7 protein-coding genes are annotated in these 8,018 nt (G+C 75.6%); 4 read left to right on the top strand and 3 right to left on the bottom strand.

The annotated features are described in order from the left end of the window. From E1289_RS34800 to E1289_RS34790, 3 genes are all read left to right on the top strand, one after another. A partial coding sequence (locus E1289_RS34800; protein ID WP_347813612.1) for a dihydrodipicolinate synthase family protein occupies positions 1-948 on the top strand: 948 nt, incomplete at its 5' end. Between the two features lie 68 nt (positions 949-1,016). Then, positions 1,017-1,838, top strand: a complete 822-nt coding sequence (locus E1289_RS34795) for an ROK family protein (protein WP_131987969.1) — start codon at positions 1,017-1,019, stop codon at positions 1,836-1,838. Further along, on the top strand, positions 1,838-2,539 hold the full coding sequence (locus tag E1289_RS34790) for a putative N-acetylmannosamine-6-phosphate 2-epimerase (RefSeq protein WP_131987967.1): 702 nt from the start codon (positions 1,838-1,840) through the stop codon (positions 2,537-2,539). Before E1289_RS34795 ends, E1289_RS34790 begins: the two co-directional genes overlap by 1 nt. On the opposite strand, the gene E1289_RS34785 is transcribed toward E1289_RS34790, so the two are convergent. Beyond that, complete coding sequence (locus E1289_RS34785; protein WP_131987965.1) at positions 2,485-3,486, bottom strand: alpha/beta hydrolase; 1,002 nt, start codon at positions 3,484-3,486, stop codon at positions 2,485-2,487. The genes E1289_RS34790 and E1289_RS34785 overlap by 55 nt on opposite strands. Before the next feature lie 226 nt (positions 3,487-3,712). On the opposite strand from E1289_RS34785, the gene E1289_RS34780 reads away from it, so the two are divergent. Beyond that, positions 3,713-3,913, top strand: a complete 201-nt coding sequence (locus tag E1289_RS34780; protein WP_131987963.1) for a hypothetical protein — start codon at positions 3,713-3,715, stop codon at positions 3,911-3,913. Positions 3,914-4,025: 112 nt separating this feature from the next. Here E1289_RS34780 and E1289_RS34775 read toward each other — a convergent pair whose 3' ends face one another. Beyond that, positions 4,026-6,287, bottom strand: coding sequence for a bifunctional SulP family inorganic anion transporter/carbonic anhydrase (locus E1289_RS34775; RefSeq protein WP_131987961.1), 2,262 nt, complete (start codon positions 6,285-6,287; stop codon positions 4,026-4,028). A gap of 174 nt (positions 6,288-6,461) precedes the next feature. Then, positions 6,462-7,730: a hypothetical protein gene (locus tag E1289_RS40265; RefSeq protein ID WP_131987959.1), complete on the bottom strand. Its 1,269-nt coding sequence runs from the start codon at positions 7,728-7,730 to the stop codon at positions 6,462-6,464. Between the last annotated feature and the right edge of the window lie 288 nt (positions 7,731-8,018).

Below are 8,018 nucleotides of genomic sequence, written 5' to 3'. Positions count from 1 at the left end.
GCAACCGCCCCCGCGCAGGGCGGGTCCGGCCCGCTCACCGGGGTCGTGCCGCCCGTCTGCACCCCGCTGACCCCCGGCCTGGAGGTGGACGTCCCGTCCCTCGAACGGCTCGTCGACCGGCTCGTCCGCGCCGGTGTGGACGGGCTGTTCGTGCTCGGCTCCACCAGCGAGGTCGCGTTCCTGCCGGACGCGCACCGGCGCACCGTCCTGGAGACGGTGGTCAAGCACGTGGCGGGGGAGGTGCCCGTGCTCGGCGGGGTCATCGACATGACCACGCTGCGGGTGATCGAGCACGCCCGGGTCGCGGCCGACGTCGGCTGCGACGGTGTCGTGGCGACCGCGCCGTTCTACACCCGCACCCACCCGGCCGAGATCGAGACGCATCTGCGCCGGCTCGCCGCCGCCGTCCCGGTGCCCGTCTACGCCTACGACCTGCCGGTGTCGGTGCACTCGAAGCTGGACGGCGCGATGCTGCTGGGGCTCGCGGCCGAGGGGCTGCTGGCCGGTGTGAAGGACTCCAGCGGCGACGAAGGCGGCCTCCGCACCCTGATGACCGCGCTGCGGGACACCGGCGTGGCCGGGTTCAGCGTCCTCACCGGTTCCGAGCTGACCGTGGACGCGGCGTTCGCCATGGGCGTGCACGGCGTCGTGCCGGGGCTCGGCAACGTCGACCCGGCCGGCTACGTCCGGCTCTACCGGCACTGCCTTGCCGGCCGCTGGGACGAGGCCCGCGCCGAACAGGAACGGCTGCTGCGCCTGTTCGACATCGTCAACGCGGGCGCCCCCGGCCGGATGGGACGCGGCTCGTCCGCGCTCGGCTCGTTCAAGGCCGCCCTGCACCTGCTCGGGGTCATCGACTGCCCGGTGACCGCCCCGCCGCAGATCCAGCTCGACGCGGCGGAGACCGACCGCGTTCGCGCTCGCCTCACCACCGCCGGACTCCTGTGACCACCCCAGGGGCTCCGCCCGGCCGCGCCACGCCGCCCGTGCGCGCCCCGCGGGACCATCCGGTGTACATGGCGCTCGACATCGGCGGCACGAAGCTCGCCGCCGCGGTGGTGGACGGGGAGGGAACGGTCGTGGACAGGGCCAGAGTGGCGACCCCCGCCGGGGACGGCAACGCCGTGCTTCAGGCGGCGGCGCGGCTGCTGGCCGGATTCGGGGACGCCCCCGTCCGGGCCCTCGGTGTCGGCGCGCCCGGGGTCATCGACCCGGAGAGCGGACGCGTCGTCTCCGCCACCGGCGTGCTGCCCGGCTGGGCGGGCACGCCCGTCCGGGAGGCCCTCACCGACCTCACCGGGCTCCCCGTCACCGTGGTCAACGACGTCCGCGCCATGGCCTACGGCGAGGCGCACGCCGGCGCCGGGGCCGGCCACCACCGCGTCCTGCACATCTCGGTGGGGACGGGTGTCGGCGGCGCGCTGACCACCGGCGGGCGCCTGGAACACGGGGCGCACGGTACCGCCGGGGAGGTCGCGCACCTGCTCGTCCCCGAGCGGGGGCCGGTTCCGTGCGGCTGCGGGCGCCGCGACCACCTGGAGGCCGTCGCCTCCGGTCCGGCCATCGCGGCCACCGGCGACGCGCCGCACGCCGGTTCCCTGCTGGGACGCGCGCTGGCGGGCCTGCTCGCCGTCCTGGACCCGGACGCCGTCGTGGTCGGCGGTGGCGTCGCCCAGATCGGCGCGCCGTTCCTGGACGCGGTCACCGCGGCGTTCCGGGCCGACGCGCTGCCGCCGCTGCGCGGGACACCGATCGTCCCGGCCGGTCTCGGCACGGACGCGCCGCTCGTGGGCGCGGCGCTGCTGGCGACGGCGCTCGCCGGCCAGGGGAGCGGCTGATGACCCCCGAGTCCTTCGCCGCGGCCGTCGCCGGGCGGCTGATCGTGTCCTGCCAGGCGGGGGCGGGGCACCCGCTGCGCGACACCGCCGCGCTCGTCCGGATGGCGCGGGCCGCCGTCGGCGGCGGCGCCGCCGCCATACGCTGCGGCGGCGTCGGCGGCGTCGCCGACGTGGCCGCCGTCGCCGCGGCCGTGGACGTACCGGTCGTCGGCCTGACCAAGGACGGGACGGGCGGGGTGTTCATCACGCCCAGCGTCGCGGCGGCGCGTGCCGTCGCCGCGGCCGGCGCGCAGGTCGTCGCCGCCGATGCCACGTTCCGCCCCCGCCCGGACGGCCGCCCCATCGCCGCGTCGATCGAGGCCGTGCACGACGCCGGGGCGTTGTTCATGGCGGACGTCTCGACGCTGGAGGAGGGGGTCGCCGCGGCCGAGGCCGGGGCCGACGCGGTCGCCACCACCCTCGCCGGCTACACCGCCCCGGGGCCGCCCCCCGAGGGCCCCGACCTGGATCTCGTCCGCGCGCTGCGCGCCGCGCTCCCGGAGGCGCTGATCGTCGCCGAGGGCCGCTACCACTCACCCGCGTCGGCGGCGTCCGCGATCGAGGCGGGTGCGACCTGCGTGGTGGTCGGCACCGCGATCACCGACCCTCAGTGGATCACCGCGCGGTTCGCCGCGGCCGTGTCATCGTCGTCATCGTCCTGACCGGTGGTGAGGAGGCCGCGCAGATCCGCGGCGGCCCGGCGTGCGGCGCGCCCGGCCGCCGCGGAGACCCCGCCGAGCCCGAAGAAGCCGTGGTTGAGCGTCGGCCACTCGCGGTGGAGCACCGGGACGCCGGCGGCCCGCAGCGCCGCCGCGTAGGAGTTGCCCTCGTCGCGGAGCGGGTCGAAGCCGGCCGTGTGGACGGCCGCCGGTGCGACACCCGAGAGGTCGGGAGCGCGCAGTGGCGAGACGCGCCAGTGCCCGCCACCGCCGGGCGGGTCGTAGAGCCCGGCGAACCAGCGCATCGCCGCCAGCGTGAGGCCGTAGCCGTCCGCCCGCTCGGCCCGCGACGGGTACCGCGCGTTCACCTCGGGGTCCGCGTAGCCGCCCGCGACATCGGTGACCGGCACGATGAGGAGCTGGGCGGCGAGCGGGATGCTCCGGTCGCGGCAGGCGAGGGCGACGGAGGCGGCGAGCTGGCCGCCCGCGCTGTCACCGGCGACGGCCAGCCGTCCGGCGGATCGCCCGGCGACGTGGACCGTCGCGGCCAGGCAGTCGTCGAAGGCCGCCGGACACGGGTGTTCCGGAGCCAGCCGGTAGTCGACGCCGAGCACGGTCGAGCCGGTCTCCACGGCGAGCAGGCGCATGTGCTGGAGGTGCGTGCGCAGGTCCCCGGCGACCCATCCGCCACCGTGGAAGAACATGATCGTCGCGTCGGTGAGCCTCGTCGGGGGTTCGAACACCCGGGCGGGCACGGGGCCCTCGGTGGTCGCCAGCACGAGGTCGCGCTCCGCCGCGGGTACCGGCGGATCCGCGAGCGGCGCCCGCGACCGCGCGTTCACGGCGCGGGCGTGGATCCGGGCGCCTTCGACCGAGGTGTCCGCGGCCGTCGGATCAAGGGCGCGCTGCCGCAGCCAGGCGGCGACCTCGGCGTCGAAGCTCGCCGTCATGCCGTTCCTCTCCCTCGTCGTCCAGGATGTAGGACATCCTATAACCCGCCCGGGGTCGCGACTCGGGAGCCGCGCGGTCGCGGAGCGCCATGCAACTCACACGGTTCGGGTCACACGACACAGAGAGCATGAAACAGGGCGCTTACCGTCAAGGACAAGAGCTGATCGCCTTGATCGGTGACGGCGGCGGGGCCGAGGTGCTGGGCCCCGGTGGAAAGGAGCGCCGATGTTCATCATCGTGTTCGTGGCCCTCGTCCTCGCGGGCGGACTGGCCGGCATGGTCTACCTGTGGGACTTCTCGCGTGCCAGCCGGTACGACTCCCTGTTCCTTCCGGCGTCCGACGGGCGCGCGCGGCGGGCGCGGCGCGTGACCGGGATGTACGTGCGGGACTACACGCGCCACGACGACGACCTTGTGAGCCACTGACCGCGGGCCCCGGGCGGGCCACGGTGACCTGAAGACCGCGGAAGACACACCGGCGCGCGGGCCGTCCTTGCGGGGGGACGGCCCGCGCTTGCGTGTCAGGTGCCTGCGTGTGTCAGGTGACGGTCCGGGCCTGCGGCGCGTCGTCCGGGACGGGCATGAAGGTGCCCGTGGCCCGGTCGAGGATCTCGACGTTGGCGGACTGCAGGTCCAGGTAGAGGCCCACGAGTTCGATCTCGCCGGACTCGACGCGCTTGCGCAGCCACGGGTAGGTGAGCAGGTTGTCGAGCTGCTGCATCACGTTGATCTTGCAGAGCCGGGTGAGGGGCGAGGCGTCCTCGCCGGACGGGTCGGTGGCGAGGAAGCGGGCGAGGCTGTGGTTGCCGTGCTTGAGCCACCGCGACAGCCCGGTGAGGTGCTCGACCTCGGTGCCGCCGGCGAGGAGCGCGGCCATCGCGCCGCAGTTGGAGTGGCCGCAGACGGTGATCGTCCGGATGTCGAGGACGTTGGTGGCGTACTCGACGGTGGCCGCGACGGAGTCGTCGCGGGTGCGGGAGCCGTACCGCGGGACGAGGGCGCCCACGTTGCGGTTGATGAACAGGTCGCCGGGCCCGCTGGCGGTGATGATGTTCGGCACGATGCGCGAGTCCACGCAGGTGATGAAGAGGTGCTGGGGTTTCTGCTCCATCGCCAGCTCGGCCATGATCGGCCGCACCAGCCGCGCGGTGCGGCCGTGGTACTCGCGGACGCCGTCCAGCAGCACGGCCGCCGGGGAAACCTCGGGCGCGTCGAGTTCCTCCTCGGAACGCCGTCGACGATTCGCCCACGGCGCCCACCACCGGGCAGAAGGGGGCGATTTACGTGGCGAGGACATGTCACCTGTCACTGCTCTTTCATACCAAGCCTCGTGAACCTCGTCGATGTCGACCCTCCCCCCTTGGCGCTCGTGCGCGAGCCGCCACTGGTGGATGGCGTCGAACGCGGCGTGGTCCATGAAGTCGACGTTCAGGTCGAGGTCGACGCTGGCGCCCTGCGGGACGTCCTGCAGGAGCCGCGTCACCTTGGGGACGCCGAGGAAGGTCAGCGTGCCCTCCACGACCACGTGGGTGCGGATCGGGACCAGGCCGTCCTCGGGCTCGGGGACGAGGTGCTCGGCGCGGACCGACAACCGGGTCAGCCGCCGCAGCGCCAGCACCCCCATGACCGCTATGCCGACCAGGACGCCCTCGCCGAGCCCGAGGACGACCACGCCGACGAGGGTGGCGAAGTAGGCGGGCGCCTCGCGATGGTGGCGCAGGTCGCGGATGCGGGCGGTGTCGATGAGCTTGACGCCCAGCACGATGAGCAGCGCCGCGAGCGCCGGCAGCGGCACCTGCTCGATGGCGGGGCCGCACGACAGCGCGAGGACCAGCACCCACACGCCGTGCAGGACGGTCGACGCGCGGGACCGGGCACCGGCCTCCATGTTGGCCGTGCTGCGGACGATCACGCCCGCGATCGGCAGCCCGCCGAGGAACCCCGACACCGCGTTCCCCGCGCCCTGCCCGAGCAGGTCCCGGTCGAGGTCGGCGCGCGGCACCCCGGCGGGGCGCCGCCGGTCGACGGCGACGCTGCACAGCAGCGACTCGACGGCCGCCACGAGCGCGACGGAGACGACGGCGCCGGCGATGCCGGCCGGCGGGCCCTCCGGCAGGACGGGGGCGTCCCACCCGCCGAAGAGGGAGTCGGGGAGCTCGACGCGCCGGACGTCCCAGCCGAGCGACCAGGCGGTCAGGGTGGCGAGGGCGATCGCGGGCAGCGGACCGGGGATCAGCCGCAGCGGGCCGGCGCTCGGCAGCCGCGTCCAGAACAGCAGCACCAGGACCGTCAGCGCGCCGAGCAGGGCCGGGTGGGTGTGCGGGGCCGCCAGCTGGCCGGGCAGCTCGCCCAGGTTGTGGAGCGCCGAATGCTGGGGGCTGCCGCCGAGCACGACGTGCACCTGCGCCAGGACGAGGACGACGCCGACGCCCGCGAGCATCCCGTGCACGACGGCGGGGGAGACGGCGAGGGCGGTCCGGGCGACCTTGCTGGCGCCGAGCGCGATCTGCAGCAGCCCGCCGAGGAGGGTGATCGTGCAGGTGGCGCGCCAGCCGTAGGTCTGCACCAGCTCGGCGACGATCACGGTCAGGCCCGCGGCGGGGCCGCTGACCTGCAGCGGTGACCCGCCGATCAGGCCCGCGACGACGCCGCCCACGACGGCGGCGATCAGCCCGGCCGCGACGGGGGCGCCGGACGCGACCGCGATGCCGAGCGACAGCGGGATCGCGACGAGGAACACGACGAACGACGCGAGGACGTCCCGCCGCAGGGTGGACACGTTGAGTGGCTTTGAAGTCACTCTCCGTATATAACCAGGATTGGGGCCGCTTTAGCCAGGCCATCCGCGAGAAGACGTGCGCGCCGTTCCGCCGGGGTCTTCGAGGGGTACCGCCGGGCGGAGACGCGACGAGGGCCGCCGGGATCCGGCGGCCCTCGTTTCGCGGTCGGATGGCCGGATGCGGCCGCTCCGGGCCTAGCGGCGGTAGTTCTCCCAGTCGTCGGCCGGCTGGCGGGAGCCGTACGGGGCGTTGTCGTTCGGCTGGCCGCCCTGCGGGTACCCGCCCTGCTGCTGCGAGCCGCCGTAGTAGCCGCCGCCCCCGCCGTACGCCTGGGTGGCGTTCGGGTCCTGGTAGCCGCCCTGGGCGTTCGGGTCGTGGGGCGCGGCGAGCGGGTCGGTGCCGCCGTTGTAGCTGCTGCCGCTGAAGTCGCCGTAGACCCCGGAGCCGCCCTCGTTGCCGCCGAACCCGCCGAAGGACTCGCGACCGCCGCCGAGCGGGTCGTCGTAGCGCGGCGAGTCGCCGTAGGCGGGTGCCGTCGGGTAGCCGTCGCTCTGCTGGCCCTGCCCGTATCCGGACGGCGCGCCCATCCCGCCGGGCGGAGGACCGGACGGTGCGCCGGAGCCGAGCCCCGGGTCGTAGCCGCCACCCTGCCCGGCGGAGGGCCCGCCGGACGGCCACGGGCCGGTGTTGCCGGTGCCTCCGGAGCCGCCGGTCGTTCCGAACGAGCCGGTGCTGAGCGGGTCGCCCAGCGGGTCGTTCAGCGAGCCGCCGCCGTAGGAGCCGCCCGTGTCGGACGAGGGCGCCGGGCCCGCCGACCGCGCCCGGTCGGACTGGATGCGCTGGAGCAGCTCGTCCACGGAGGGCAGCCGGTGCCCGTCGGTGTCGGAGCCGCCCTGCGCCGCGGGCGCCGGAGCGGGCGGCGCCGGGGGCGCGGCCGGGACGACGGGCTCGCCGAGGGGCAGGCCGAGCGGGTCGGACGAGCGGGGGTCGCCGCCCCGCGGACCGGGGTCGGCCGGCATGTCGTAGCCGCCCTGCCGGCCGCCCAGCGGGTCGGCGCCGTAGTCGCCGTAGGACGGCTCGGGAGAGCCGTACTGGGGCTGCTCGGAGTACCCCTGGTCCTGCCCGTGGCCGTACTGGTCCTGGCCGCCGTAGGACGGCTCACCGTGCCCGTAGTCGGCCGCCCCGTACGCGGGCTGGGGCTCCTGGCCGCCGTAGACCTGCTGGTCGGGTGCGCCGGGGCCGCCGTACGGCGGTTGCCCGCCGTGCATGCCCGGCCCGCCGGGGCCGCCCGGACCGCCGGGACCGGCGAGGTCGGCGGGGATGGGGTCGAGCGCCGTCGAGCCGGGGTCGTGCCCGGCGAACGGGGAGCCGCCCTGGAAACCGCCCGGCGCCGGCATCTGCTGGGGACCGGTTCCGCCGCCCTGCCCGCCCAGGCCGGCGAGCCCGGAGGCGTCGGCGCCCATCGGGACGGGCTGGGTCAGGCTCGGCTGGGTCAGGCCCGGCTGCTCGGGCGGCGGCTGGTCCGCGGGCGCCTGCGCGTGCAGCGGGTCGGCGGCGAGATCGGCGTCCGAGCGCTCGTCGTCGTGCTGCCACGGGAACCTGGGCTTGTCGAAGGTGATCGTCGATCCAGTTCGGCCAGAACTGCGTCCCCCGCACCCTCGGCACCCTCACGCTCGGCGACCCGGTGGAGGTCCTGGAAACGCGCTGAGCCGACCGGCCGGCATCACCGGTTCAGCCGACGACCTCGCCGG

The organism is Actinomadura sp. 6K520 (assembly GCF_004349245.1).
Taxonomy (GTDB): domain Bacteria; phylum Actinomycetota; class Actinomycetes; order Streptosporangiales; family Streptosporangiaceae; genus Spirillospora.
This window is presented reverse-complemented; position numbering and strand designations above follow the sequence as displayed.